Here is a 25,865-nt window from a genome sequence, read left to right as displayed (position 1 = left end):
CCAGGCCTCATTGGGCAGCGCCACGCCCGCCACCGCCAGATGCACCGGCTGTGCCGCCAGCCGCTCCAGCAGCGCCGCGTAGAGCCGCTTTCCCGCGCCCAGCCCGCGCCGCTCCGGGTCCAGGTAGATGCTGGTTTCCACCGTCGTGTCGAAGGCGGGGGTGGGGCGATAGGGGCTGCTATAGGCGCAGCCCACCACCGCGCCCGCATGCTCCGCGACCAGAAGCTGGTGCCGGCCCGTGCCATAGGTCGCGAACCAGGTGGTGCGGGATTCCAGCGTGTGCGGCACGGTCGTGAAGGTGACATGCCCGTGCGCGACATAGTGGTTGAAGATCTCGACCAGCGCTGGAAGGTCGCGGGCCTCGCCTTGCCGGATGTGCAGCGCGTCCATGGTGCCGTCCCGATGCCTTGCGGGAAAAGCCTAGGCCCGGTGGCGCGGCCTGTCAGGGGGTGCGGCTTGCCCTCGCCCCCGCCTCGGGCAGGATGGCGGCAACAACCGGAGGAAGCGCCACCATCATGCCCACCATCCTCGAACCCGAAGCCCTCTACCCCGACACCGCGCTGGAACGGCGCATCTGCGGCGAGGGCGTGCGCCTGCTGCAAGGCAATGCGAAAAAATCGCTGATGGAGTTGCCGGACGAACTCTGCGCCGAGGTGGACGGGCTGATGACGCTCCGCCTCGCCGTCCCCGCCGAGGCGCTGGCGAAATTCCCGAAGCTCAAGGTCGTGGTGCGCATGGGCGTGGGCTATGACCGCGTGGACCGCGCCGAATGCGCGCGCCGCGGCATCAAGGTCTGCAACGTGCCCGACTACGGCACGGCCGAGGTCGCGGACACCGCCATCACCATGGCCGTGGCGCTGCGGCGCGGCATGGTGCTCTACCACGACGCCATGCGCGACGACCCGCCCTGCCCCTGGGGCGTGCTGCCCAACAAGATCGTGCGGCGCTTCGACGTGCAGGGCTTCGGCGTGCTGGGGCTGGGGCGCATCGGCACCGCCGCCGCGCTGCGCGCCAAGGCGCTGGGCTTCCGCGTGACCTTCTATGACCCGCATCTGCCCAAGGGCGCCGACCGCGCGCTGGGCATCGCGCGGGCCGACAGCCTGCACGCGCTGATGGCGCAATCCGACGTGCTGTCCATCCATTGCCCGCTGACGCGGAACACGCGCGGGTTGGTGGATGCGGCGGCGCTGGCCGCGCTGCCGGAGAACGCCGTCGTCATCAACACCGCGCGCGGGCCGATCCTGGACCTCGACGCGCTGGAGGCCGGCCTGCGTTCCGGCCGCATCGCGGGCGCGGGGCTGGACGTGCTGCCGGTGGAACCGCCCGTGCCGGAACCGTCGCTGCTGGCGGCCTATCGGGCGCGCGAGGACTGGCTGCGCGGGCGCCTGGTCATCATGCCGCACGCCGCCTTCCACAGCCCCGAGGCCTGGGACGACATCCGCCTCAAGGGCATCGAGACCATGCGCGACGTGCTGCTGCATGGTCTCGACACCAACGTCATCCGGCCAGACAGCGACTGAGGGCGGGCGAGAGGCCGACACTCGGCGCCACGCCCCCGCGTGGGGCGCGGCTGCCGGGCAGGGCATCAAGGGCGGCGCGCAGGCTGCACAGCATGGGCACCGGCAGCAGCGGTTGCAGCCGCGCATCCAGGCCTACCAGCCCGGCGCCACCCAGCAGCACGGCGCCGGCGCCGTTTGTGATCTCGGCGCGCGCCGTCTCCGCCAGCAGCACGGCCGCGCCTTCGGGGTCACGCGCGATCTGATCGCCCGTCGGCGTGATGGCGGCGACGCGCACCTGTTCCCGCGTCAGGCCGCGGACCAGGAAGAATTCCTCCAGCATCGGCACCCAGGCCGCGCCGCCGGTCAGCACCGCCACGCGCGGCGCCACGCGCAAGGCGGCGCGGATGGAGGCATCGGCCATGCCCAGCACGGGCAACGGGAAGGTCTCGCGCGCCGCGTCCAACCCGGGCTCGCCGAAACAGGCGATCAGTGCGGCGTCATAGCCCGCTGCGTTGTCGGGGCCGATGTGTTGCGCCAGGGCCTCCAGGACGGCGTGCGACGCCACCGCCACGGCGGCGCGGCTTGCGATGTAGCGGGCGCCGAAGGGGGCGGTGACGGGCGTGATCTCATGCGCGCACATCGCGCGCGCGGCGGTGGCGAGGCGCGCGGTGATGGCCTCGTCCGTGTTGCCGTTCAGCAGCAGCAGTTTCAACGCGGGGCGTCCTTGCGGTCGAAGCGCCAGGGGGATGCGCCGTCCTCGTTCGCATCCAGGCGCAGGCGGTGCTCCAATGGCGGAAAGGCGCGGCTGCGGCAATCGGCCCGGTCGCAGAGCCGACAGGACAAACCTATGCCGACCCGCGCGGCTACCAGGTCCAGCCCGTCCGCATAGACCACCTCCTCGGCCCGCGCGATGTCGCAGCCGATGGCCACCACATGCGTGGGCGGCGGCTCGCCCCAGCGCGGCGCGGGCCCGTGCATGGCGCGGGCGACGCACAGGAAGGCCGCGCCATCCGGCAATTCCGCCGCCTGCACGCGCGTGACGCCCGGTGTGGCGAAGGCGTGGTGCACGATCCATTTCGGGCAGCTTCCGCCGAAGCGCGCGAAGGGAAAGCCGGCGGCGGAAAAGCGCTTCGTCACATTGCCCGCCGTGTCGGCGCGCAGGAAGAAGAAGGGCAGGCCGCGCGCGCCCTCGCGGTGCAGCGTGGAGAGGCGCTGCGCCACTTGTTCGTAGCTGGTGCCGAAACGCGCGGCCAGGCGCTCCACATCATGCCGCAACTCCCGCGCGGCGCGCAGGAAGGGCGCATAGGGCATGAGCAGCGCGGCGGCCGCGTAGTTCAGCAGGCCGATGCGGATGAGCTGCTCGGCCTCGCTGGTGCTGGGCTTGGTGTCGGCCAGCGTGGCGTCCACCGCGTCGCGCGCTTCCAGCAGCATCAGCTGGAAGGCCATGCGGAAGCCGCGCGATTCACGGGGGAGGGATTCCGCCAGCCAGAGCTCGCGCGTGCGCGGGTCGTAGCGGCGGTCGGCCTCGGTCATCGCGGTGACGGTGACGGTGACGTTGTGCTTCTGCCGCAGGCGCTGGGCGATGGCGTGGTTCATCTCGGCCGGGCTCGCCTGCAACTCGGCGCCGAGGGATTCGGTGAAGGTCTCGATGCGGGCGAAGTGGTTGCCGCGTTCGTGGAAGAAGTCGCGCACCTCCTCGTTCGGCAGCAGCAGGCGCCGGCCGGAGGGAAGGGCGATGCCCGACGCATCCTCGCGCGCCACGCGCCAGGCGCGGTACAGCGCCAGCACGCCGCGCGCCGCATTGGGCGCGCTGGCGGCGATGGCCTGGACCTCGTTCTCGGGCATCGCGTCGAGGCCGAGAAGCGGGTCCGACAGCACCTCGCGCAGCCCCGCTTCCAGCTGCCGTTCGGCGTGGCCGGAGAGGGCCGCCAGGTCCACGCCCAGCGCCTCGGTCAGCTTGATGAGGACGGTGGCGGTGACGGCGCGCTGGTCGTGCTCGATCAGGTTCAGGTAGCTGGCGGAAATGCCGAGCCGTGCCGCCAGCGCCTGCTGGGTGAGGCCCATCTCCATGCGGAGACGGCGGGCCGTGCGGCCGATCAGCGGGCGGGACATGGGCGGTCGTCCTTCACAGGCTTCACTGATTTGCGGCGTCAGACGTTGCGCGCTTCACAGGCTTGCCGGTTGCGGCGCCATTTTGCCCGTGATTCCGGCGCGCGCAATGTCAATTATTCACACAGCGAAGGTCAAAGATGGAGAGACAATGATGCGCCCGACCCCCACCCCGAACCTGGCCCCCGATGGCGGCGGCGGCCGCGACCCCGGCCGCTATGAGGGGGTGCGCCGCGACTACACGCCGGCCGATGTGGTGCGCCTCTCGGGCAGCTTCCGCACGCAGCACACCCTGGCCGAGATGGGCGCGCGCCGCCTGTGGCACCTGCTCCGCACCGAGCCCTTCCTGAACACCCTGGGTGCGCTGACGGGCATGCAGGCCTTGCAGCAGGTGAAGGCGGGACTGAAGGCCATCTACCTCTCGGGCTGGCAGGTGGCGGCGGATGCGAACAGCGCGGGGCAGATGTACCCGGACCAGTCGCTCTACCCGGTGGACAGCGTGCCGGGCGTGGTGCGCCGCATCAACAACGCGCTGCGCCGCGCCGACCAGATCGCGACCATGGAACGGCTCGACGGCAAGGGCGATGACACGACGCACTACATGGCCCCCATCATCGCCGATGCGGAAGCGGGCTTCGGCGGCGCGCTGAACGCCTATGAGCTGATGCGCGCCATGATCGAGGCGGGCGCCGCCGGCGTGCATTTCGAGGACCAGTTGGCGAGTGAGAAGAAGTGCGGCCATCTGGGCGGCAAGGTGCTGGTGCCGATCAGCCAGCACATCCGCACGCTGAACGCGGCGCGGCTGGCGGCGGATGTGGAGGGTGTCTCCACCGTCCTGCTCTGCCGCACCGATGCGGAGAGCGCGCAGCTTCTCACCTCCGATGTGGATGAGCGCGACCGCCCTTTCATTGGCAATGATCGCACGCCGGAGGGCTTCTTCCGCATTCGCCCGGGCATGGGGAAGGAATACGCGATCGCCCGCAGCCTGGCCTACGCGCCCTATGCCGACCTGCTGTGGTGGGAGACCTCCGACCCGGACCTCGATGACGCGCGTGACTTCGCCGAGGCCATCCACAAGCACTTCCCCGGAAAGATGCTGGCCTACAACTGCTCGCCCAGCTTCAACTGGCAGCGGAAGATGGGCGCCGACGCCGCGGCGAAGTTCCAGCGCGAAATCGGCGCGATGGGCTACAAGTTCCAGTTCGTGACGCTGGCCGGCTTCCACAGCCTGAACCTGTCCATGTTCAAGCTGGCCCGCGGCTATGCCGCGCGCGGCATGGGCGCCTACAGCGAATTGCAGCAGGCCGAGTTCGCGGCGGAAGCGGAAGGCTTCACCGCCGTGCGCCACCAGCGCGAGGTGGGTGTCTCCTACTTCGACGCCGTGGCCCAGGCCGCCAGCGGCGGGACCGCCAGCACCACCGCCATGAAGGACAGCACCGAGGCGGCCCAATTCCACCACGCCTGAACCAGGAGGAACCAGCAATGACCCATGACACCCACAACGACAGCCCGATCCATCAGCGCCAGGAGATGCGCGGCCAGGCCGAGCGCCCGATGGTCCGCCAGCCCGAGGATTTCGACGACGGCCTGGTGCACGCCCACAACTACGCCTGCAGCGAGCGCGGCCGGCCCGCGCACTGAGCGTCTGATCGCCGGAGGCGTGAATCAGCCGCCCAAAGCGGCCGGCAACGGGTCCAGGAAAATGCCGGGGGCGGGTGTGGAGGACATCCGCGCCACCGGCCCGGACCCGCTCACCCCAGCCGGGGGTCGAGCCAAGGCACGCGCTGCGCCACCCAGGGCGTGGCGCGTGCCCCTTCCTCGTCCAGTGCCACGCCGAGGCCGGGCGCCTGCGGCACCGCCGCCGCGCCGCTGTCGAAGCGCAGCGAGGGACCGCCACACAGGCTGAAGAAGCGCTCCGTCTCGCCGAACTGCACCTCCAGCGGCAGCAGGTTCGGCAGCGTCGCGCAGGCGTGCAGGGAATGCGCGTGGCACACCGGCCCGGTCGGGTTGTGCGGCGCGATTTCCACACCCGCTGTCAGCGCGAGGGCGGCGATGCGCCGCATTTCCTCATGCCCGCCGCAATGCTTCATGTCGGGCATCAGCACGTCGTAAAGACCGCCTTCCACCAGCGGGCGATAGGCCGCCAGGCCCGACAGCGTCTCGGCGCCGGCCAGCCGCATGCCGCGGTCATTGGCCATGCTCCGCAGGCGGCGGATTTCGGCGTGGTTGGCCTCGGCCACGGGGCATTCCAGCCAGAAGAGGCCGAGCGGCGCCACGTCGCGGATCAGCGACGCCGCGCCGCCCGGCGAGAAGCGCCAATGCGCGTCCACCATCAGCGCGACGTCGCGGCCGATGGCCTCGCGCACCGCCCCGATGCGCGCCAACCCTTCCGCGTAGCCCGCGCGCCAGCCTTCGGCGTCTTCCCAGATGATCGGGTCGAAGGGGGCCAGCTTCACGGCGCAGAAGCCCGCATCCAGCGCACGCTGCGCGGCGGCGGCGAAGCCCTCCGGCGTGCGCGGCGCCACACCGCGGTTGATGTTGGCATAGAGCGGCACGCGCGCCCGCAGCGCGCCGCCCAGCAGCGTATGGATCGGCAGGCCAGCCGCCTGCGCCGCCACGTCCCACAAGGCCTGCTCGAAGGCGGACAGCACGGTATGCGCCACGAGCCCGCCCGGCGCATGTGGCAGCAGTCGCGCCAGGCGGTTGCGCGCCAGCGCGTCCTGTCCCGTGACCTCGGCTTCCAGCCGCGCGGCCTCCGCCGCCAGCAGCGCCTCCTGCCCCGACAGCGTGCATTCGCCGAGGCCGGTCAGCCCGCCCTCCGTCCGCAGCAGCAGGAAGCACCAATTGGTCTTGGGCGTCACCGCCACGCCCAGGAAGTCCAGCGCGGCGATGCGCGTGCTCATGCCGCCAGGGCTTCCGTGAATACGCCCGGGTCCACATTGCCGCCGCTGAGGATGATGGCCGTGACCTTGCCCTTCGTCTCCATGCGCCCCGCCAGCAGCGCCGCCAGCGCCACCGCGCCGCCCGGCTCCACCACCAGCTTCAGATGGGTGAAGGCGAAGCGCATCGCGGCGCGCACCTCGGCCTCGCTCACCACCAGCCCGCCGGCGACCAGGCGCTGGTTGATGGGGAAGGTCAGCACGCCCGGCTCCTTCGCCAGCAGCGCGTCGCAATAGTTCGTGCCGCGCAGGTCATTGGGCAGGCGCTGGCCGGCGCGGAGGGAGCGCGTGGTGTCGTCCCACCCCTCCGGCTCCACCGCGAAGATGCGGGCTTCCGGGCACAGTGCGGAAATGGACAGGGCGCTGCCCGCCAGCAGCCCGCCGCCGCCCGTGCAGATGGCGAATTGCTCGGGCGTGAGGCCCGCCGCCCGCGCATCCTCGATCAGTTCCAGCATGGCCGTGCCCTGGCCCGCGATGACATGCGGGTGGTCATAGGGCGGAATGACGTGCAGGCCATGGGTGCGCGCCAACTCCTCCACCATCGCCTCGCGGTCCGTGCCGTGGCGGTCGAAGCGATGGATCTCGGCGCCCCAGGCGCGGGTCGCGTCCACCTTCACCTGCGCGGCGTCCGCGGGCATGGCGATCAGCGCGCGCAGGCCCAGCGCGTGGGCCGCCGCCGCCGTGGCCTGGCCGTGATTGCCGGAGGAATGCGTCACCACGCCCCGCGCGCCTTCCGGCAGTTGCAGCGCGGCATTGGTGGCGCCGCGCAGCTTGAAGCTGGCGGTGATCTGCAAGGGTTCGGGCTTCACCAGCACCACGCCGCCCGCGGCCTCGTCCAGCGCGCGGTGGCGCAGCATGGGGGTGCGGCGGATGCGGCCCTGCAACCGCGCGGCGGCCGCCTGGACATCGGAGAAATCGGTCATGCGAAGCGCCTCGGGTCGGTGGGGCGGATGGCGCCCTTGATGTCGGGCTCGGGCTCGGTGCCGCGCACCAGGTGCGCCAGCAGGCGGCCGGCGGCGGGCGCGGTCTGGATGCCATACCCCCCCTGCCCGCACAGCCAGAAGAAGCCTGGCGCCGCCCCCTGCCCGATGGCCAGGCCACGATCCGGCGTGAAGGTGCGCAAGCCCGCCCAGCGGTGCTCCACGCGGTGCACGGGAATGTCCAGCGCCTGCTGCATCCGGTCCACCGCGATGGCGACGTCGAGTTCGTCGGGCTGGGCGTCGCCGGGCTCGGCATCGGTCTCGTCGGCGGGGCTGACCATCAGCTTGCGCCGCGCCTCGGGCCGCACATACCAGCTGTGGCCGACATCACCGACCAGCGGCCAATGCGTGCTGTCATATGGGCCCGGTTCCACGATCAGCGCGGTGCGGCGCTTGGGCTGCAGGCCGATGGGCGCGACCTCGGCCAATTGTGCCACCACATCGCCCCAGGCGCCGGCGGCGTTGACCAGAACGGGCGCGGCGTGGATTTCGCCGGTGGTGGCTTCCGCGTGCCAGAGCCCGTCCGCGCGCCAGATGCGCCCCGCGCGGTGGCGCAACGCCAACACCCCGCCCGCCGCCTTGATCTGCTTCAGGAAGCCCTGGTGCAGCGCGGCCACGTCAATGTCGAAGGCGTCGCGCTCGATGGTGGCGGCGACCGCGTAGTCGGCGCGGATGGCGGGGACCAGGGCGCGGGCCTGTTCCACGCTGAGACGTTCCAGGCCCACGCCCTCGGCCAGTGTCTCCTCCAGGTGGGGAAGCTGCGCGGCGTCGGCCAGGTTCAGGATGGCGCGGGTCGTGGCCAGGGGCGCGTCCGCGAAACCGGGCGGCGGCGCCTCGAAGAAGGCGCGCGACGCGCCGGTCAGGATGCGCGCATCGGCGCTGCCATAGTTCAGGATCCAGATGGCGGCGGAGCGCCCGGTGGTGTGGTAGCCCGCCACCTCCTCGGCCTCCAGCAGGGCCACGCGATGGGTGGCGACGAGATGCGCGCCGGCGGTCGCGCCGGCGATGCCCGCGCCGATGACCAGCGCGTCGGAGAACAGGGTGCTCATGGCCGCGCATCCTGGTCGCCCCATGAAATTGCAGCAAGCCGTTGCAATGGGGATCACGGCATGACTAGGCTCCCTCCCAGCGGCGAAGACCGCGGAAGAAAAAGCACTGGAGGAGAGTTCAAGATGGCAGACAAGGATCTGTCGCGCCGTGCCCTGTTGGGCGCGGGCGCGACCGCTTTTGCCGCGGGCACGCTCTCAGCGCCCGCCGTCTTCGCCCAGCCGACCACCACGCTGCGCTGCGGCTTCTGGGACCACTGGGTTCCGGCCGGCAATGGTGCCATCCGCGAGCTCTGCGCCGAATGGGGCCAGCAGAACCGCGTGAATGTGCAGGTGGACTTCATCACCTCGGTCGGCAACCAGAACCTGCTGACCATCGCGGCCCAGGCGCAGAGCCGCTCGGGGCATGACCTCCTCTCCTTCCCGACCTGGGAGCCGGCCGCGAAGGCGGACCTGCTGGAGCCGGTGGACGACGTGATGGGCCGCCTCATCGGCAAATACGGGCCGGTGAACGACGCGGCGGAATACCTGGGCAAGATCCGCGGCACCTGGCGCGCCATCCCGGCCGTCTCCGGCACGCAGATGAAGCCCGCCTGCGTCCGCTTCGACCTGATGGAGCAGCATGCGGGCATTGACATCCGCGCCATGTGGCCGGCCGAGAACCGCCGCGGCCCCGGCGCCGACAGCTGGAACTGGGACACCTTCCTGGCGGCGGCCGAGAAATGCCACGCGGCCGGCGTGCCCTTCGGCATGCCCATGGGCAGCTTCACCGACGCGGTGGACACCACGGGCGCCATCCTCGCCTCCTTCGGCGCCTCGATGATGGATGCGCGCGGCAACGTGACCGTGCGCGGCAATGCCAAGCTCAAGACCGCAGTGGAATACCTGGTGCGCCTGGCGCGCTTCCTGCCCAACGACGTCTGGGCCTGGGATGACGGGGCCAACAATCGCGCGCTGATCTCGGGCCGCTCGGCGCTGATCTTCAACCCACCCTCGGCCTGGGCGGTGGCGAAGCGCGACGCGCCGCAGGTGGCCGAGAAGTGCTGGACCGTGCCGATGCCGGCCGGGCCCGAGGGCCGCTTCGTGCCCTACCTGCCCTATTTCTGGGGCATCTGGTCCTTCAGCCGCAACAAGGGCCCGGCGAAGCAGCTGCTGGAATTCCTGAGCGAGCGTGCCTCGGCCGAGAAGCAGACCAACACCTCGAACGGCTATGACATCCCGCCCTTCAGCAGCATGAGCGACTTCCCGGTGTGGGCGAATGAGGGCCCGCCGGTGGGCACCGTCTACAACTACCCGCTGCGCGAACACCACAACGCGCGCGCCAGCGTGGCGCAGGCGCCGGCACCCGCGGAATTCGCGGTGCAGGCCTACCAGCAGGCGCTGAACACCAAGGTCGTGGCCCGGGTGAACCAGGGCGGCGAGACGGTGGACCAGGCGCTGGCCTGGCTGGAGCGTGAGCTGAACACCATCCGCCGCGGCGGCTGAGTGCCCATGGCGCGGGCGGGAGGGGCCCGCCCGCGTCTTCGCAGCAGCTAAGGGGAATTGAGCATGGCAGCCGATGGCAGCCTGGCCGGCGCGGCCCTCCGGCGCGGCGCGCCCAACAGCCTGCAACGCTTCGCGCGGCGCCGGTCCTCGATCGCGGTGCTGATGACCACGCCGCTCCTGGTCATCATCATCGGGCTGGTCGCCTATCCGGCGGTCTATGCCATCTATCTCTCGATGCTGAACCGGCGGATGACCGAGTTCGTCGGCACGTTGAACTACGAGATCCTGCTGGAAAGCGAGACCTTCTGGATGGTCGCGTTCCAGTCCTGCTTCTTCGCCATCACGGCGGTGCTGCTGAAGGCGATGATCGGCTTCTGGCTGGCGCACATGCTGCACGACATCCCCGACAAGGGGCAGCGCAAGTGGCGCGGCATGCTGCTGGTGCCCTGGGTGATTCCGCCCGCGCTGTCCACGCTGGGCTGGTGGTGGATGTTCGACCCCTCCTACTCCTCGATCAACTGGCTGCTGGCCGTGATCTCGGTGCCGGAGGTGCCCTGGCTGGGCCACCATTGGTGGGCGCGCATCGCCATCATCATGGTGAATGTCTGGATCGGCGCGCCCTTCTTCATGATCATGTACCTGGCCGCGCTGAAATCGGTGCCGGAGCAGCTCTATGAGGCGGCGGCGATCGACGGCGCCACGGGCTTCCAGAGATTGCGCTACGTCACGCTGCCGATGATGGCGAACATCATCTCCATCACGGTGCTGTTCAGCCTGATCGTGACCTTCGCGAACTACGACATCGTGCGCGTGCTGACCAATGGCGGGCCGCGCGACCTGACGCACGTCTTCGCGTCCTACGCCTTCCAGGTGGGCATCCTGTCGGGGAACATCCCGCGCGGGGCCGCGGTGTCGCTGTTCATGTTCCCCATCCTCGCGATCTGCGCCTTCTTCGTGCTGCGCAGCGTGGTCCGCCGCAACAAGGAGCAGATGTGATGTCGGCGACCGCGATGAACCGTGACGTGCCCGGCATCTACCACAAGGCCGGCAGCCTGCGGGCCGAGCGGCGCTGGGCGCTGTGGGTCGCCTATATCAGCCTGACGGTGGCGGCCATCATCTTCCTCGCGCCGCCCTTCTACATGCTGATCACGAGCCTGAAGGGCAGCGCCGAGATTGCGGGCATGACGGGCAGCCCCTGGCTGGTCCGCAGCCCAACGCTCGAGAACTACGTGAACATCATCACCAGCCCGATGTTCCAGCGCTTCATGCTGAACAGCCTGGTCATCACGGCCTGCGTGGTGGCGCTGACCATGGTGGTCTCCGTGCTCGCGGCCTTCGCGCTGGCGCGGATGCGCTTCTGGGGCAGCCAGATGCTGGCGACAGGCGTGTTCCTCACCTACCTGGTGCCGGACACGCTGCTGTTCATCCCGCTCTATCAGATCGTGGGTGGGTTGGGGCTGCTGAACTCCATCTGGGGGCTGGTGCTGGTCTATCCGACACTCACCGTGCCCTTCTGCACCTGGATCATGATCGGCTACTTCGCCTCCATCCCGAAGGAGCTGGATGAGGCGGCGCTGATCGACGGCGCCACCTGGCCGCAGATGCTGTGGAAGATCTTCATCCCCGTCGCACTCCCCGGCATCATCGCGGCCACCATCTTCGCCTTCACCGTGTCCTGGGCGGCCTTCGTCTATCCCACCGCCTTCGTCACCACGCCGGACCAGATGCCGCTGACCATCGGCGTGGTGTCGCAGCTGGTGCGAGCGGACACCTTCGCCTGGGGGCAGATCATGGCGGGTGCGCTGATGGCGGCGCTGCCGCCGGTCGTCATCTACGCGTTCCTGATGGACTACTACATCGCCGGCCTGACGGCTGGCGCGACGAAAGGCTAGCCGTCCGATCGCCGAAGCGCCGCGAGGCGCGGAGGCGTGAATCGGTCGGCGCAAAGACAGGGATGGACCATGGCTGAGGTTTCGCTTCGCAAGATCGTCAAGGCCTATGAGGGCGACGTGCAGGCCGTGAAGGGCATTGACCTGGAAATCGCGGACCATGAGTTCTGCGTCCTCGTCGGCCCCTCGGGCTGCGGGAAGTCCACCACCCTGCGCATGATCGCGGGGCTGGAGGAGATCACCTCCGGCGAGATCGCCATCGGCGGCACGGTGGTGAACGACATCCCGCCGCGTGACCGCGACATCGCGATGGTGTTCCAGAACTATGCGCTCTATCCGCACATGTCGGTCTACGACAACATGGCCTTCGGCCTGCTGCTGCGGAAATTCCCCAAGGCCGAGATAGACCGCCGCGTGAAGGAAGCCGCGCGCATCCTCGACATCACGGTGCTGCTGGACCGCAAGCCCAAGGCGCTCTCGGGCGGGCAGCGGCAGCGCGTGGCCATGGGCCGCGCCATCGTGCGCGACCCCAAGGTGTTCCTGTTCGACGAGCCGCTGTCCAACCTCGACGCCAAGCTGCGCGTGCAGATGCGCACCGAGATCAAGAAGGTGCACCAGACCGTCCGCACCACCACCGTCTATGTCACGCATGACCAGGTGGAGGCGATGACGCTGGCCGACCGCGTGGTGGTGATGAACCATGGCATCATCGAGCAGGTGGGCCCCCCGCAGGAACTCTATCACCGCCCCGCCACGCGCTTCGTGGCGGGCTTCATTGGCAGCCCGGCCATGAACTTCATCCCCGCGCGGCTGGAGAATGGCGCGGCGGCGCTGAACCTTGTGCTGGCCGATGGCAGCGTGCTGCCCGTGCCGGAGGACCGCACCGCCCGCTACAAATCCCATGCCGGCCGCGCCGTGCTGCTGGGCCTGCGCCCCGAGCACCTGACCGAACCGCGCGAGGGCCGCGGCACCTATGCCGACATCGCCATCCAGCCCGAGGTGATCGAGCCCATGGGGATGGAGACGCTGGTGCATTTCCACCTGGGCGAGGCACGGGACCTCTGCGCGCGGATAGACCCCACGCTGGACGCCCACCCCAACACGCCGCTGCGCCTGACGGCCGACATGGCCCACATGCATTTGCTGGACCCGGAGAGCGGGAGGGTGGTCTAGACCCGAAACCCTCGCGGGCGCAGTCTCCGGCCAGGAGGAATGCACCATGGCCGAGCCCGACTACATGTACATCCCGGTGGAGGAGCTGGAAGGCTTCGTCACGCGCATCTTCACCGCTTCGGGCTGCAGCGCCACGGAAGCCGCGCGCATCTCGAACCACCTGGTGGGCGCGAACCTCTCGGGCCATGACAGCCATGGCGTGGTGCGCGTGCCGCGCTATGTCGAATGGCAGAAATCGGGCCATGTGGTCGCCGGCCAGAAGGTCGAGGTGGTGACCGATGGCGGCGCCTTCGCCCTGCTCGATGGCAAGTTCGGCTTCGGCCAGACGGTGGCGCAGCAGGCGGCGGAATTCGGCATCGCGCGCGCGCTGGCGCAGGGGTGCTGCATCGTGGGGCTGCGCAATGCCGGCCATATCGGCCGCACCGGCGACTATGCCGAGATGGCGGCGGCGCAGGGCCTGATCTCGGTGCATTTCGTGAACGTGGCGGGCAGCGTGCTGGTCGCACCCTTCGGCGGCGCGGAACGGCGCTTCTCCACCGCGCCCTTCAGCGTGGGCGTGAAGCTGCCCTCGGGCCCCGTGATCCTGGATTTCGCGACCTCCTTCGTCGCCGAGGGCAAGGTGCTGGTGGCGAGCAATGGCGGCAAGGCGCTGCCGGAAAACGCGCTGGTGACGGCGGATGGCCGCATGTCCGGCGACCCGCACACCCTCTATGGCGACTATCCGGAGGTCGGCCCGCGCAACCCCGCCGGCGGCACCGGCGCCATCCGCGCCTTCGGTGACCACAAGGGTTCGGGCCTCGCCTTCATGTGCGAATTGCTGGCGGGCGCGCTGACGGGCGGCGGCTGCTCGGGCCCCATCACGGAGCGCGGGCGCATCGCGAACGGGATGCTGTCCATCTACCTCTCGCCCAGCCATTTCGCCGATGAGGCGGCCTTCCACGAGGCCGCGCAGAACTACCTCGACTGGGTGAAATCCTGCCGGCCGATTGACGCCGACGCCCCCGTGCTGGCGCCGGGCGAGCCGGAAAAGACCCGCCGCGCCGAACGCATGGTGAGTGGCGTGCCGCTGACGCGCGAGACCTGGCAGAGCATCCTCGACACGGCCGCTTCGCTGGGCATCAACGGGCCGTAAGGGGACAGCACGCGGGGCGGCGCGTCAGAACGACACACACGCCCCGCGCAGCACCGTCAGCACGGATTGCTGGTTGAAGCGCGCCTTCCAGGCATTTTCCACGGGCAGCAGCCGCGCCCGTGCGGCGGCCTGATCGGTGCCGGGCAGCACCAGCACAAGCACCTTGCTGCGCTCCAGCAGGATGCGCCCGCTCGGGTCGCGCCACTGCCCCGCGCCGTCCAGCGCCGTCAGCCCGTCCGGGAAGGCGGGAGTGACGGTGTCGGCCAGGAAGCCGCGCCATTCCTCCTCCGTGATCTCGGCGCGGCCGGGCGAGGTGCGGCCGAAATAGGCCTCCGCCACCGTAGCCTGTTGCAGGCCGGGCGGGCAGTGGGGCGAGGCGGGCGGCGTGGCGCAGGCGGCCAGCAGCAGCAGCGGGGTCAGGCAGCGGAGGGGCATCATGGCACCAAGCCTAACCCGATCAGCCTTGCCCCGCCCACCATCCCGCGCTTTGGTGCGGGCAGAAGAAATCACCAAGGGAGACACCTCCATGCTGCTGCGCCGCGCGGCCCTCGCCTGTTCCCTGCTGCTCACGCCCCTCGTGGCGGCGGCGCAGACATTTCCGGAACGCCCCGTCTCGCTCTCGGTGGGCTTCGCGCCGGGGGGCTCGACCGACATCGCCTCGCGCCTCATCGCCGACCGCTTCGCCGCTCATCTCGGCGGCAGCGCGCGCATGGTGGTCGAGAACCGGCCAGGCGCCTCGGGCACCGTCGCCTCGGAGTGGCTGCGCCGCCAGCCGGCCGATGGCCACAACCTCATGCTGATCGAGGTTTCCTCCCACGCCGTGGTGCCGGCGGCGCTGGAGGGCGGCACCGGCTACGATCCCATCCGTGACTTCACGCATCTGGGCATGGTGGGCACCGCGCCCATGATCCTGGTGGCGCATCCCGGCATTCCCGGCCGCACGGCGGAGGAGGTGATCGCGCACCTCCGCACCTCGCGGAACGAGGAAATCCCGTATGCCACCTCGGGCGTCGGCTCCATCCCGCATTTCGGCGTGGAGATGCTGGCGGCGCAGCTCGGCGCGCGCTTCCTGCACGTTTCCTACCGCAGCGGCGGGCTGATGCTGACGGCCATCCAGCAGGGGCAGGGGCAATTCGGCATCGCGGTGCTGGCCTCGGCGGCGGCGCATGTGCGCGGCGGCATGGTGCGGGGCCTGGCCGTCACCAGCCGCGAGCGCTTCCCCGCCTTCCCCGACATCCCCACCCTGCATGAGGGCGCCATCCCGGGCTTCGAGATGACCACCTGGAACATGATCATCGGCCCGCCCAACATGCCGGCCGACCGCGTGGCGCAGATCAACCGCGCGCTGATCGCCACCGTGGCGGAGCCGGAGATCCAGGCGCGCCTCATCCAGGCTGGCGTGGCGCCCTGGACAGGGCCCAACACCCCAGAGGTCACGCGGGATTTCCTCCGCGCCGAGCTGGAGAAGTACCGCGCCGTGGTGGCGCAGACGGGCATCCGGCTGGAGCGTTGAACCGCGGGGCGTTCCGTCCTTAACTGGGCGGAACGCCGCACGCAGGAAGAAGCGCCCCCATGGACGGAAGCACCACGACCAAGCCCGCGCGCCCCACGGCCCGCGGGCGCCTGTTCTTCGCCAACCCTGGCCCGACGAACATCCCGGACTCCGTCCTGCTCGCCACCGCGCGGGCCAGCATGGACTTCAACGACCCGAACTTCCTGGCCGTCTACGATTCCTGCGTGGCGGGCCTCAAGAAGGTGCTCAAGACCGAGCAGCACATCTTCTTCTACACCGCCTCCGGCCATGGCGCCTGGGAGGCGTCGCTGGTCAACACCCTCTCGCCCGGTGACCTCGTGCTGATCCCGGAGACGGGCTATTTCTCCGACAGCTGGGCCAAGATGTGCGAGCGGCTGGGCTTCGAGGTGCGGATGGTCGCGGCCGACTGGCGCCGCGGCTGCGACATCGCGGCCATCGAGGCCGCGCTGGAAGCCGACACGCAGCACCGCATCAAGGCCGTCTGCGCCGTCCACAATGAGACCGCCGCCGGCACGCGCCTGCCCATCGAGCAGATCCGCGCCGCCATGGACCGCGTGAAGCATCCGGCGCTGCTGATGGCGGACACCATTTCCTCGCTCGGCTCCTATGATTTCCGCATGGACGAGTGGGGCGTGGATGTCTGCGTGGGCGGCAGCCAGAAGGGGCTGATGCTGCCCACCGGCTTCAGCTTCAACGGCGCCTCCGAAAAGGCCATGGCCGCGTACCGCGCCAGCCGCCACCCGCGCCACTATTTCGACTGGACCGAGATGCTCGGCCGCCGGCACAAGAGCTTCGTCGGCACCGTCCCCGTCACGCTGTTCTACGGGTTGCAGGAATCTCTCCGCCTGATGCTGGAGGAGGAGGGGCTGGAGAATGTCTTCGCCCGTCACGCGCGGCTTGCGGCGGGTGTGCGCGCGGCCGTGCAGCACTGGTCCGGCAACAACGGCCCGCAGCTCTTCTGCCAGAACCCCGAGCGCTGGTCGGACAGCGTCACCGCCATCCTGATGCCCGAGGGCCACAACGCGGATGAGCTGCGGCGCGTGGCGCTGGAACGCTTCAACGTCTCGCTGGGCGGCGGCCTGGGCAAGCTGGGCGGCCGCGTCTTCCGCATCGGCCACCTGGGCGACCTGAACGAGGCCATGGTCATCGGCACGCTGGGCGCGGTGGAGATGGCCATGCAGGTGGCCGGCGTGCCGCACGCCAAGGGCGGCGTGCAGGCGGCGGTGGAGGTCTACGCGAAGTCGGCCTGAGCCCTCACCGCTCCCAGACCACCCCCTGCCGCACCACGCGCGCCGGCTGTCCGGCCAGCACGCAATCCGGTTCGGTGAAGGGGCGGGTCAGGACGGCGCGGGCGCCCACCACGCAGCCATCGGGCACCGTGACGCCCTTGCCGATGAAGGCGCCGCTGGCCACCCACACATGCCGGCCGATGGCCACCGGCGCGGGCGGGTTCAGCCGCTCGCCGCTGGCGCGGTCGCGCAGCTTGTGGATGTCGGAGGAGCGGACTTCGATGCCCTTCGCCAACAGGCAATCCGCGCCGATCCGCACATCGGCATGGTGCGCGATCAGCCGCACGCCCTTGGCGTCGCAGCGGTCGCCGATCTCGACCACCAGCCCATCGCCATAGAGGGTGATGAGGCCGCCCCAGGCCACGTCCGCGCCGATGCGCAACTCGTTGCCATGCCCCACCACCATCACCACCAGGCCACGGTTGCGGAAGCCGGGCCCCACGGTGATGCGGTTGTTCGTGGCGCCATGGTCGAAGACGGTGGCGGCGCGCAGCAGGAAGGGGCCCAGGCCCGGCCCGCGCACCCGGTTGCCGCGCAGCGGCAGCACCGCCGGGTGCCAGGGCAGCCACGCGCGGGCGCGCGGCCGGACAAGGGGCGGGCGAGACATCAACTTGCAGGCATCCAGGTCGGCCACACGGACAACCTAGAGAAGCTTCGCGTCCGGGGAAACGCCCTCAGCGGCGTTCGAACACCAGGCCGCGCGTCCGGGCGGTGTTCACCACCAGCGAACGGCCATCGGCGGCCAGCACCGCATCCGCCCAGCCCTCGAACAGCACGGAGGGCATGTGCACCCGCAGATGCCGCGGCGACAGCGCCGAGAGGCGCCACGGCCCGGCATTGCGCAGCGGGCCATGCGCGTGCAGCGCCGCGCCCTCGATGTGCCAGCGCGCGCCGAGTTCCGCGCAATGCCAGTCGCCGTCCAGCGCGGGCAGGGGCGCGGCTTCGGCGCGGCGGAAGCGCAGCATCTGGCCGGCATCCATCTCCACCTCCAGTACGCCGTCGCGCGGGGGCGCCACGTGGAAGGGGAAGGCGCCGCGCCGGGCCACCAGCCGGCCATCCTCGCCCGGGATCAGGGTGAAGGGCACGCCGTGCATGCGCGCCAGCAGGTCCGCATCAATGTCGAGCGACAGCCCCGCCTCCGCGCACAGCCAGGTGCCGGCGATGCCCTCGGCCGGCACGTGCGGCGGCGGCGGGCGCAGGGCGGGGTCGCCCTGCAGCGCCGCGTCCAGCACCTGCAGCGCCATGTGGTGCGGATCGAGCGAGGCATTGTTCGTGATGACGAGGACGGTCAGCCGCCGTTCCGGCACGCGCAGGAAGGCGGTCTTGTAGCCGGGCCAGAGCCCGCCATGGCTGACCGTCTGCAGCCCGCGCCAGTTCTCCACCTCCAGCCCGCGCGCGTAGCGGTTCATGGCGCCATTGGCGAAGGGCGCCGTCTCCTCGATCATCCCCTCCAGCTCGGATTGCAGCGTGCCGAGGGAGAGGCAGCGCGCCCAGAGCGCCAGGTCCTCCACGCCGGAGACGAGGCCGCCCTCGCCCCCCAGCGGGAAGCCGTGCGGGGCGCGGCGCCAGCCGCCCGCGCCATCCGGGAGGTAGCCCGTCGCCAGCCCCGGCACGGGCACCGAGAGGTCCGGCGTGTGGCGGGTGCGTGTCATGCCCAGCGGGCCGAAGATGCGCCGTTCCAGGAAGGTCGCGAGCGATTGCCGCGCCACGCGCTCCACCACCTGGCCCAGCAGGCGGAAGCCCGTGTTGGAATAGAGGAAGCGCGTGCCGGGGGCGAAGTTCAGCCCCTCCTGCCGGGCGATCAGCGCGTCCAGCTCCGCCTCCGTCACCGGCGTGGCGAGGTCGGCGCCGCCGAGCCGCGCCAGTTCCAGCACGTCGCGCAGCCCGCCGCAGTTCCGCATGGCCTGGTCGAGCGTGACGGCGCCCAGCGCCGGGGGCAGCCAGGGCAGGTGGGTGCCCAGGCCGTCGTCCAGCCGCAGCAGCCCGTCCCGCGCCAGCATCAGGATGGCGGCGCAGGTGAATTGCTTGGAGACGGAGGCGATGCGGAAGGTGGTGGGAACGCCGATGGGCGCGTGCAGTTCCAGCGACGCAAGCCCCGCGGACCGCCGCAGCAGCAGCATGCCATCCCGCGCCACGCCCACCGAGGCCCCGGGCGTCTCCGCCAGCGGCACGAGCATTTGACCCACGCGCCGCTCCAGCCGCAGCAGGTCGAGATCACGCATTGATGTAAACTCCCAGGCAACAAATCCTTACAATGTTTCGCGTCCCCCGCGCCATGGCGGAAAAGGGGCGGGGTTGTGCGCGTGGCCCGCCGGGCCACATGCTGCGGCGGAGGGTTGCCTGCAACTGCGCCGTTCCCGCCACCGGCCCGGAGGTATATCCTGCCCGCCGACCGTCGTGTTCACGGAAGAAATGGGGCCTGCCCGATGAAGTTGAAGCTGCGCACTGCCACCGCCCTCGCGGGTGCCTTCGCGGCCGGCATCCTGGCCGGGCCGTTCGTGGGCGCCATCGCGCAGCAGGATGGCGGCCGGGCCGAGACCTACCGGCTGTTGCAGCTCTTCGGCGACGTCTTCGCCCGCGTCCGCGCCGAATATGTCGAGCCGGTGCAGGACCGTGACCTGGTCGAGAACGCCATCAACGGCATGCTGACCGGCCTCGACCCGCACAGCGCCTACCTCAACCCCCGCAATTTCCGCGACATGCAGGTGCAGACCCGTGGCGAGTTCGGCGGGCTGGGCATCGAGGTGACGCAGGAGGGCGGCTATATCCGCGTCATCTCGCCCATTGACGACACGCCGGCGGCGCGCGCGGGCATCCGGCCCGGCGACAACATCACCCACCTCAACGGCAATTCCACCCAGGGCATGACCCTGCAGGAGGCCGTGGACACCATGCGGGGCGAGCGCGGGACCTCGCTGCGCCTGACCATCCGGCGCGAGAACACGCCCACCGCCATCGAGCTGACCATCGTCCGCGACGTGATCCGGCCGCAGATCGTCCGCTTCCGGATGGAGGGGAACGACATCGGCTACATCCGCGTCACCTCCTTCAACGAGCAGACCGAGGCCAATGTCCGCCGCGCCCTGTCCACCCTGCGCCAGCAGGCCGGCAACAACCTGCGCGGGCTGATCCTGGATTTGCGGAACAATCCGGGCGGGCTGCTGGACCAGGCGGTGCAGGTGACGGACAGCTTCCTCGACCAGGGCGAGATCGTCTCCACCCGCGCCCGCCGCAGCGAGGACGCGCAGCGCTGGAACGCGCGCAGCGGCGACATCGCGAACGGCCTGCCCATGGTGGTGCTGATCAATGGCGGCAGCGCCTCGGCCAGCGAGATCGTGGCCGGCGCGCTGCAGGACCACCGCCGCGCGGTCATCCTGGGCGTTCGCAGCTTCGGCAAGGGCTCGGTGCAGACGGTGATGCCGCTGGGCGGCAACAATGGCGCCATCCGCATCACCACCGCGCGCTACTACACGCCTTCGGGCCGTTCCATCCAGGCGACGGGGATCGAGCCGGATGTCGAGGTGCTGGCCAGCCGCGCCTCCACCACCACGGCCGAGGCCAACCCCCAGCGCGAGCGGGACCGCGAATCCAATTTGCGCCGCGCGCTGCGGGCCGAGACGACGACGCCCACCACGCCGCCCACGGTCCAGCCCGCGCCGCTGAACCTGCCGGCGGGCCTGACCGACCGCATCCAGCGCGAGCCGCCCGAGGGCTTCCCGACCCTGGACCTGACCCGGCCGGAGACGGATTTCCAGCTGCAGCAGGGGCTGGTGCTGGTGCGCGGCCTGGTGGCCAACCCGCCGCGCCGGGCGCAGCGCTAACCAGCGCCCGATCGCCCGCGGCCAATACCGCGGGTGTGAATTGGTCGCCCAGCCGCGCCCGATCGCCCCGGCGAATGCCGGGGCGTGAATCGGTCGCCCTAAGCCACCACCCGTCGCGCCGCGAAGCTCTGGACCAGGCGCCATTCCCCGCCCTCCCGCGCCTCGTGCAGCCAGGTGAAGGTGGAAGGGGTCATGTCGCGGAAGCTCCAGCGGCGGGCGGGCGTGATGCCTTCCGTCGTCTCCAGCACCACGGCCTCGCCCCGCCGCCGTGCCGTGAAGGTCAGGACGGCGCCGTGCATGGGCCCGATCCAGGTCGAGCGCCAGGCGCCGAGGGCCGGGTCATGGAAGCGCAGGCTGGTGCCGTATTCATAGGCGCCGGCCTCACGCCGCCCGCGCGGCGGGACGATCCAGACATCCTGGATGCCGCGGCCTTCCAGCACGCGGGCGAAATGCCATTCCCCTTCCTCCTGGCGCTGCAGCTCCTCGCCCGGCCCATACCAGCGCACGTCCAGGACCCAGCTGCCGATGAAAGGCTCGAAGATCCGCTGGTCGTCCGGGATGTCGGCATGGGGCGCGGGCGAGAGCAGGGCATGGGTGAAGGGAAGCGGGTCCATGGGCGTTCCGATGGGTGGTGGATGGCGGGCCCGGCGCCGCTCGTTGAAGTGGACACTAGCATGGAAGGGCCGTCCTTCTGGCATTTCGGCGCCGCCGTTGCGAAAATCTTCACGCAATCAGGTGAATCCAGCTCCATGCGCCCATTCCTGACCCCGCCCGACCCGCGCCGTGGCTGAAGGGCCGGAACCCGTGGCGGCCCGCCCCTGGGGCTGGCGCCTGCTGGGCCTGTTCTGGGCCGTCGTGCTGGTGCTGCTGCTCGGCGGCGGGGTGGTGCTGGTCGCCCTGGGGCCCCCGCCCGTCGAGGAGGGGGTGGTCACCGAGTCCCCGCCGGACACCATGACCCCGGAGCCGCCGCCGGAGGCCGCGCCCGAGCCGCCACCCCCACCCTTACCCCCCGTCGCGGCCCCGCCCGCCCCGCCGCCGCGCCTCGCCTTCGCGCGCCCCGCCCCCGCCGCCGCGGGGCGGATCCCGGTCGCCATCATCGCCGGCGGCCTGGGGATGAGCGCGGAGGTGACGGCCCAGGCCATCCAATCCCTGCCCGTGGCGGTGGGCCTCGCCTTCAGCCCCTATGCGACCGAGCCGGGGCCCCTGCTGCAACAGGCGAGGCTGCGCGGCTTCGAGACGCTGCTGGCCCTGCCCCTGGAACCCACCGGCTTCCCGCTGAATGACCCCGGGCCGCGCGCCTTGCTGACCGGCCTCTCGCGCGCCGAGAACGCCCAGCGGCTGGAATGGCTGCTGCGCCGCCATGGCGGGCATGTGGGGGTGGTGGGCGCGCTGGGCCCTTTGCGCGGCGAACGCTTCGCCGCCCTGCCCGACCAGTTCGAGGCGATGCAGCGCCAGGTGGAGGCGGCGGGCTTCCTCTACATTGATCCGCGCCCCGGCCAGCCGGCCCCGCGCCTGGTGTGGGGGCGCAGTGTGGATGTGGTGCTGGACGCGCCCTCCACCCGCGCCGAGATCGAACTGCGCCTGACCCAGCTGGAACGCGCGGCGCGGGAGCGGGGCTCCGCCATGGGCTATCTGGGCGAGGCGACGCCGGTGGCGGTGGAGCGTGTCTCGGCCTGGGCGGCGGCCATCGCCGCGCGGGGGCTTGTGCTGGTGCCGCCCTCGGCGCTGATGTTGCCGCCCCGTCCGGAGAATTGACCGTGAGCCTGCCCTACCGCCCCAATGTGGGCGCCGTGCTGTTCAACCCGCAGGGCCTCGTGCTGGTGGCCCGCCGCGCCGACATGCCCAATGCCGAGGGCGCGGCCGGCGGCTGGCAATTGCCCCAGGGCGGCATGGATGAGGGCGAGGACCCCGCCGTGGCCGTCTTCCGCGAGCTTGAGGAGGAGGTGGGCACCGCCCGCGCCGAAATCCTGGCCGAGCACCCCGAATGGCTGACCTATGACCTGCCGCCCGAGCTTCTGGGCAAGGCGCTGGGCGGCAAATGGCGCGGGCAGAAGCAGAAATGGTTCGCGCTGCGCTTCCTGGGCACGGATGCCGACATCCGCCTCGACCTCGACCCGCACCCGGAATTCGACGCCTGGCGCTGGGCGCCCCTGGCCGAGCTGCCGGCGATGGCGGTGCCGTTCAAGCGCGCGATCTATGACCGGCTGGCCGTGGATTTCGCCCGCTTCGCCACCTGACCTGCATCGAGGAGCCGACCCGTGAAGAGAGCCTTGCTTCTTGCCACCCTCCTGGCGCCTCTGCCGGCCCTGGCCCAGCACGCGCCCTATGCGGGGCTGGAGCGGCGCGAGATCCGCGCCCTCTCCGCCGCCCAGGTCGAGGACCTGCTGCAGGGCCGCGGCATGACGCTGGCGCTGGCGGCGGAGCTGAATGGCTGGCCCGGGCCCAGCCATGTGCTGGAACATGCCGAGGCGCTGCACCTCAGCGCCGACCAGCGCCGCGCCACCGAGACGCTGATGGCGGCGCACCGCGCCCGCGCCATGACCCTCGGCCGGCAGATCGTGGAGGCGGAGCGCGAACTGGACCGGGCCTTCCGCGACCGCAGCGTCACCCCCGCGACGCTGGCGGCGCAGACCGATCGCATCGGCGCGCTCCAGGCCGCGCTGCGGGCCGAGCATCTGCGCACCCATCTGGAGCAGACGGCCCTGCTGCACCCGCCGCAGGTGGCGCGCTATGCCGCGCTGCGCGGCTATGCGGGCGGGACGCCGGCGCCGGAAGGGCATCGCCACCGGCACTGAGGCGCGGGACCACCCTTGCGGCGGCCGCCCAACGCGCGAACATGGGGGCGAAGCCTGAAGGACGCCCCGCCTTGCAAAAATTCCAGAGCACCGAGCGCTACATCGCCCCGCGCGAGCTGGAGGTGGCCGTCAACGCCGCCGTCGCCCTGCAACGCCCTTTGCTGGTGAAGGGCGAGCCTGGCACGGGCAAGACCGTGCTGGCGCAGGAGGTGGCGCGCAGCCTCGGCATCCCGCTGATCGAATGGCACATCAAGTCCACCACAAAGGCGCAGCAGGGCCTCTATGAATATGACGCCGTGAGCCGGTTGCGTGATGGGCAGCTGGGCGATGAGCGGGTGCGCGACATCTCCAACTACATCATCAAGGGCAAGCTCTGGGAGGCCTTCGAGCACGAGACGCCCGTGGTGCTGCTGATTGATGAGATCGACAAGGCGGACATCGAATTCCCGAACGACCTGCTGCTCGAACTCGACCGCATGCAGTTCCATGTCTACGAGACGAAGCAGACGGTGGTGGCGCGGCATAGGCCCATCGTCATCATCACCTCGAACAATGAGAAGGAGTTGCCGGACGCCTTCCTGCGCCGCTGCTTCTTCCACTTCATCCGCTTCCCCGACCGCGAGACGATGGAGCGCATCCTTGAGGCGCATTACCCGGACCTGCGCAGCGACCTGGCGCGGGAGGCGCTGAACGTCTTCTTCCAGATGCGCGAGGTGAACGAGCTGAAGAAGAAGCCCGCCACCAGCGAATTGCTGGACTGGCTGAAGCTACTGATGATCGAGGACATGCCGGCCGAGGCGCTGCGGAGCAGCGATGCCAAGGTGGCGATCCCGCCGCTCTATGGCGCGCTGCTGAAGAACGAGCAGGATGTGCACCTGTTCGAGCGGCTGGCCTTCCTCTCCCGCGCGCGGAGATAGGCCATGTTCGCCCCCTTCATCCTGGAGCTTCGCAAGGCCGGCCTGCCCGCCTCCATCACGGAATGGCTGGCGCTGATGGGCGCGATGAAGGCGGGCGTGGCGGACTACGACATTGACGACTTTTATTATCTCGCGCGCACCACGCTGGTGAAGGACGAGCGCCACCTGGACCGCTTCGACCGCGTCTTCGGGGAGGTGTTCAAGGGCTTGGAACCGCCCACCACGCTGACGGGCGAGGTGATCCAGCGCGAGTTGCCCGAGGAATGGCTGAAGAAGCTGGCCGAACGCATGTTCACCGCCGAGGAGATGGCCAAGATCAAGGCCATGGGCGGCTTCGAGAAGCTGATGGAAACGCTGCGCGAACGCCTGGCCGAGCAGAAGAAGCGCCACCAGGGCGGCAACCGCATGATCGGCACGAACGGCACCAGCCCCTTCGGCGCCGAGGGCTACAACCCCGAGGGTGTGCGCATCGGCCAGGAAGGCTCACGCCACCGCCGCGCCGTGAAGGTCTGGGACAAGCGCGAATTCCGCGACCTGGACGATGACGCCGCACTCGGTTCGCGCGCGATGAAGCTGGCGCTGCGCAAGCTGCGCCGCTTCGCGCGTCAGGGCGAGGCGAACGAACTGGACGTGGACGGCACCATCGGCGCCACCGCGCGCAATGCCGGCACGCTGGACCTGAAGATGCGGCCCGAGCGGCGCAACGCGGTGAAGGTGCTGCTGCTGCTGGACATCGGCGGGTCCATGGACGACCACGTGATGGCGTCGGAGGAGCTGTTTTCCGCGGCGAAGTCCGAGTTCAAGCACTTGGTGCATCTCTACTTCCACAACTGCCCCTATGAGCGGTTCTGGAAGTCCAACCGCCGCCGCGCCGAGCAGACGGTGACGACCTGGGATGTGCTCCGCACCTATGGCCCCGACTGGCGCGTGGTGTTTGTCGGCGATGCCTCGATGGCGCCCTACGAGATCGTGGAGCCGGGCGGCAGCGTGGAGCATTGGAACGAGGAGGCGGGGAAGGTCTGGCTGAACCGCATGACCTCGCACTTCCGCCGCGTGGCCTGGATCAACCCTACGCCCCAAAAACATTGGGGCTACACCACCTCCATCAACCTCATCCAGGACGCGGTGGAGGGGCGGATGTTCCCGATGACGCTGGAGGGGCTGGATGGGGTGGCAAGGGCGCTGAGGTAGCGTCCGATCGTCCCGGCGCAGCCGGGGCGTGAATCGGCCGCTGCGATAGCGCCGGCCGCGCCTTAC

25 protein-coding genes and 1 pseudogene are annotated in these 25,865 nt (G+C 70.4%); 16 read left to right on the top strand and 10 right to left on the bottom strand.

Annotated elements, in window-relative coordinates; genetic code table 11:
• On the bottom strand, positions 1-390 hold a 390-nt coding region (locus tag JTN19_RS11045), incomplete at its 3' end, for a GNAT family N-acetyltransferase (RefSeq protein WP_206932403.1).
• A 125-nt stretch (positions 391-515) separates the two neighbouring features.
• Between JTN19_RS11045 and JTN19_RS11040 the strand changes: the two genes are divergently transcribed.
• Positions 516-1,520, top strand: a complete 1,005-nt coding sequence (locus JTN19_RS11040; RefSeq protein WP_206932402.1) for a C-terminal binding protein — start codon at positions 516-518, stop codon at positions 1,518-1,520.
• Here the strand turns inward: JTN19_RS11040 and JTN19_RS11035 are convergent.
• Both JTN19_RS11035 and JTN19_RS11030 read right to left on the bottom strand, forming a co-directional pair.
• Positions 1,498-2,211: an aspartate/glutamate racemase family protein gene (locus tag JTN19_RS11035; protein ID WP_206932401.1), complete on the bottom strand. Its 714-nt coding sequence runs from the start codon at positions 2,209-2,211 to the stop codon at positions 1,498-1,500. The genes JTN19_RS11040 and JTN19_RS11035 overlap by 23 nt on opposite strands.
• Complete coding sequence (locus tag JTN19_RS11030; protein WP_206932400.1) at positions 2,208-3,611, bottom strand: helix-turn-helix domain-containing protein; 1,404 nt, start codon at positions 3,609-3,611, stop codon at positions 2,208-2,210. The genes JTN19_RS11035 and JTN19_RS11030 overlap by 4 nt, the downstream gene beginning before the upstream one ends.
• Positions 3,612-3,762: 151 nt before the next feature.
• Between JTN19_RS11030 and aceA the strand changes: the two are divergent.
• Both aceA and JTN19_RS11020 read left to right on the top strand, forming a co-directional pair.
• A pseudogene (gene aceA / locus JTN19_RS11025) lies at positions 3,763-5,064 on the top strand (isocitrate lyase); the annotation flags it as partial.
• A 26-nt stretch (positions 5,065-5,090) separates the two neighbouring features.
• A complete protein-coding gene (locus JTN19_RS11020) occupies positions 5,091-5,249 on the top strand; it encodes a hypothetical protein (RefSeq protein ID WP_206932399.1) in 159 nt (52 codons plus the stop codon).
• 110 nt (positions 5,250-5,359) lie between these two features.
• Here JTN19_RS11020 and JTN19_RS11015 read toward each other — a convergent pair whose 3' ends face one another.
• The 3 genes from JTN19_RS11015 to JTN19_RS11005 are packed head-to-tail and all read right to left on the bottom strand — an operon-like array spanning position 5,360 to position 8,576.
• The gene (locus JTN19_RS11015; protein ID WP_206932398.1) at positions 5,360-6,511 is read right to left on the bottom strand and encodes a mandelate racemase/muconate lactonizing enzyme family protein; all 1,152 of its coding nucleotides are present in this window, start codon (positions 6,509-6,511) and stop codon (positions 5,360-5,362) included.
• Positions 6,508-7,470 carry a threonine ammonia-lyase gene (locus JTN19_RS11010; RefSeq protein ID WP_206932397.1) on the bottom strand — a complete coding sequence of 321 codons (963 nt, stop codon included), beginning with the start codon at positions 7,468-7,470 and terminating at the stop codon, positions 6,508-6,510. Before JTN19_RS11010 ends, JTN19_RS11015 begins: the two co-directional genes overlap by 4 nt.
• On the bottom strand, positions 7,467-8,576 hold the full coding sequence (locus tag JTN19_RS11005; protein WP_206932395.1) for an NAD(P)/FAD-dependent oxidoreductase: 1,110 nt from the start codon (positions 8,574-8,576) through the stop codon (positions 7,467-7,469). The genes JTN19_RS11010 and JTN19_RS11005 overlap by 4 nt, the downstream gene beginning before the upstream one ends.
• A gap of 123 nt (positions 8,577-8,699) precedes the next feature.
• On the opposite strand from JTN19_RS11005, the gene JTN19_RS11000 reads away from it, so the two are divergent.
• From JTN19_RS11000 to JTN19_RS10980, 5 genes are all read left to right on the top strand, one after another.
• On the top strand, positions 8,700-10,058 hold the full coding sequence (locus tag JTN19_RS11000) for an ABC transporter substrate-binding protein (protein ID WP_206932393.1): 1,359 nt from the start codon (positions 8,700-8,702) through the stop codon (positions 10,056-10,058).
• A gap of 63 nt (positions 10,059-10,121) precedes the next feature.
• Positions 10,122-11,054, top strand: coding sequence for a carbohydrate ABC transporter permease (locus JTN19_RS10995; protein WP_206932382.1), 933 nt, complete (start codon positions 10,122-10,124; stop codon positions 11,052-11,054).
• Positions 11,054-11,950 carry a carbohydrate ABC transporter permease gene (locus JTN19_RS10990; RefSeq protein WP_206932380.1) on the top strand — a complete coding sequence of 299 codons (897 nt, stop codon included), beginning with the start codon at positions 11,054-11,056 and terminating at the stop codon, positions 11,948-11,950. Before JTN19_RS10995 ends, JTN19_RS10990 begins: the two co-directional genes overlap by 1 nt.
• Positions 11,951-12,019: 69 nt before the next feature.
• Positions 12,020-13,120, top strand: a complete 1,101-nt coding sequence (locus JTN19_RS10985) for an ABC transporter ATP-binding protein (RefSeq protein WP_206932378.1) — start codon at positions 12,020-12,022, stop codon at positions 13,118-13,120.
• A 46-nt stretch (positions 13,121-13,166) separates the two neighbouring features.
• A complete protein-coding gene (locus JTN19_RS10980) occupies positions 13,167-14,252 on the top strand; it encodes a malate/lactate/ureidoglycolate dehydrogenase (protein WP_242531068.1) in 1,086 nt (361 codons plus the stop codon).
• A gap of 24 nt (positions 14,253-14,276) precedes the next feature.
• Here the strand turns inward: JTN19_RS10980 and JTN19_RS10975 are convergent, their stop codons facing one another.
• Positions 14,277-14,690: a DUF3574 domain-containing protein gene (locus tag JTN19_RS10975; protein WP_206932376.1), complete on the bottom strand. Its 414-nt coding sequence runs from the start codon at positions 14,688-14,690 to the stop codon at positions 14,277-14,279.
• 88 nt (positions 14,691-14,778) lie between these two features.
• Between JTN19_RS10975 and JTN19_RS10970 the strand changes: the two genes are divergently transcribed.
• Both JTN19_RS10970 and JTN19_RS10965 read left to right on the top strand, forming a co-directional pair.
• Positions 14,779-15,765, top strand: a complete 987-nt coding sequence (locus tag JTN19_RS10970) for a Bug family tripartite tricarboxylate transporter substrate binding protein (protein ID WP_206932374.1) — start codon at positions 14,779-14,781, stop codon at positions 15,763-15,765.
• A gap of 59 nt (positions 15,766-15,824) precedes the next feature.
• Complete coding sequence (locus JTN19_RS10965) at positions 15,825-17,036, top strand: pyridoxal-phosphate-dependent aminotransferase family protein (RefSeq protein WP_206932372.1); 1,212 nt, start codon at positions 15,825-15,827, stop codon at positions 17,034-17,036.
• A 4-nt stretch (positions 17,037-17,040) separates the two neighbouring features.
• Here JTN19_RS10965 and JTN19_RS10960 read toward each other — a convergent pair whose 3' ends face one another.
• Positions 17,041-17,682, bottom strand: a complete 642-nt coding sequence (locus tag JTN19_RS10960; protein ID WP_206932369.1) for an acyltransferase — start codon at positions 17,680-17,682, stop codon at positions 17,041-17,043.
• Positions 17,683-17,749: 67 nt separating this feature from the next.
• On the bottom strand, positions 17,750-19,297 hold the full coding sequence (locus tag JTN19_RS10955; RefSeq protein WP_206932368.1) for a serine hydrolase domain-containing protein: 1,548 nt from the start codon (positions 19,295-19,297) through the stop codon (positions 17,750-17,752).
• Between the two features lie 204 nt (positions 19,298-19,501).
• Between JTN19_RS10955 and JTN19_RS10950 the strand changes: the two genes are divergently transcribed.
• Positions 19,502-20,896, top strand: a complete 1,395-nt coding sequence (locus tag JTN19_RS10950; RefSeq protein WP_206932367.1) for a S41 family peptidase — start codon at positions 19,502-19,504, stop codon at positions 20,894-20,896.
• Between the two features lie 98 nt (positions 20,897-20,994).
• Here JTN19_RS10950 and JTN19_RS10945 read toward each other — a convergent pair whose 3' ends face one another.
• Entirely contained in the window at positions 20,995-21,510 is a 516-nt protein-coding gene (locus JTN19_RS10945; protein ID WP_206932366.1) for a hypothetical protein, read from the bottom strand.
• Positions 21,511-21,679: 169 nt separating this feature from the next.
• On the opposite strand from JTN19_RS10945, the gene JTN19_RS10940 reads away from it, so the two are divergent.
• From JTN19_RS10940 to JTN19_RS10920, 5 genes are all read left to right on the top strand, one after another.
• The gene (locus tag JTN19_RS10940) at positions 21,680-22,651 is read left to right on the top strand and encodes a divergent polysaccharide deacetylase family protein (RefSeq protein ID WP_206932363.1); all 972 of its coding nucleotides are present in this window, start codon (positions 21,680-21,682) and stop codon (positions 22,649-22,651) included.
• Positions 22,648-23,133: an RNA pyrophosphohydrolase gene (locus JTN19_RS10935; protein WP_206932361.1), complete on the top strand. Its 486-nt coding sequence runs from the start codon at positions 22,648-22,650 to the stop codon at positions 23,131-23,133. Before JTN19_RS10940 ends, JTN19_RS10935 begins: the two co-directional genes overlap by 4 nt.
• Positions 23,134-23,154: 21 nt before the next feature.
• Positions 23,155-23,691, top strand: coding sequence for a periplasmic heavy metal sensor (locus JTN19_RS10930; protein ID WP_206932359.1), 537 nt, complete (start codon positions 23,155-23,157; stop codon positions 23,689-23,691).
• 71 nt (positions 23,692-23,762) lie between these two features.
• Positions 23,763-24,608: an AAA family ATPase gene (locus tag JTN19_RS10925; RefSeq protein ID WP_242531067.1), complete on the top strand. Its 846-nt coding sequence runs from the start codon at positions 23,763-23,765 to the stop codon at positions 24,606-24,608.
• 3 nt (positions 24,609-24,611) lie between these two features.
• A complete protein-coding gene (locus JTN19_RS10920) occupies positions 24,612-25,799 on the top strand; it encodes a vWA domain-containing protein (protein ID WP_206932355.1) in 1,188 nt (395 codons plus the stop codon).
• The last annotated feature ends 66 nt before the right edge of the window (positions 25,800-25,865 follow it).

The sequence above is a fragment of the Roseococcus thiosulfatophilus genome (genome assembly GCF_017311575.1).
Classification (GTDB): Bacteria; Pseudomonadota; Alphaproteobacteria; order Acetobacterales; family Acetobacteraceae; genus Roseococcus; species Roseococcus thiosulfatophilus.
This window is presented reverse-complemented; position numbering and strand designations above follow the sequence as displayed.